This window comes from Streptomyces griseicoloratus (assembly GCF_014534645.1).
In the GTDB taxonomy this organism is placed as follows: Bacteria; Actinomycetota; Actinomycetes; order Streptomycetales; family Streptomycetaceae; genus Streptomyces; species Streptomyces griseicoloratus.
Map to the genome: position 1 here is coordinate 1 of NZ_JACVQF010000020.1, position 869 is coordinate 869.

The window sequence follows — 869 nt, forward strand, 5'->3', positions numbered from 1 at the left end:
CCCACGCCACCCCCACCCTCCGCACAGGCCGACCCGAACCCCGCACACTCCTCACCGCCGTGGGCGGGTTCTTCGCCCGGGGCGGTCGTGTCGACTGGCAGCGGCTCTTCGGCGGCAGCTGGGGCGAGCCGGTCGACCTGCCGACCTATGCCTTCCGGCGCGACCGGTACTGGCTCGACGCGACCGAGGCCGCCGCCGACGCCTCCGGGTTCGGCCTGCACGCGACGGACCACCCGATCCTGGGGGCCACCGTGGAGCTCGCGGACGGCGACCACACCCTCTTCACCAGCCGTCTGTCCCTCGCCACGCACCCGTGGCTGGCGGACCACGCCGTGGCCGGTACGACGCTGCTGCCGGGCACCGGCTTCGTGGACCTCGCGGTCCGCGCGGGCGAGCAACTGGGCTGCCCGCGGCTGGAGGAACTGACCCTGTCCGCGCCGCTGGTGCTGCCCGAGCAGGGCGGCGTCCAGGTGCAGGTCGTCGTGCGCGACGCGGACGGCACGCCGGGGGACGGGCACCGGGCGATCGAGGTGTACTCGCGGCGCGAGGGCGACGCGGGCGGCGACGCCGGCCCGTGGACGCTGCACGCCAAGGGCGCGCTGGCGCCCGCCGCGGCGGAGGACCCGGGTACCGCGCTGGTGGCCTGGCCGCCGGCCGGGGCCACCGAGGTCGGGCTGACGGACGTCTATCAGCGCCTGGCCGGCCAGGACTACGCGTACGGTGCGGTGTTCCGTGGCCTGCGCCGGGTGTGGCGCGGCGCGGACGGTGAACTGTTCGCGGAGGTCTCGCTGCCGGAGGAGGTACGGGGCGACGCCGGGCGGTTCCTGCTGCACCCGGCCCTGCTCGACGCGGCCCTGCACCCGCTGCTG

General features: G+C 76.5%; 1 protein-coding gene. It reads left to right on the forward strand.

The annotated features are described in order from the left end of the window. Nucleotides 1–59: 59 nt before the first annotated feature. The coding region (locus H0H10_RS00285; protein WP_309141696.1) for a polyketide synthase dehydratase domain-containing protein at nt 60–869 on the forward strand (810 nt) is incomplete at its 3' end.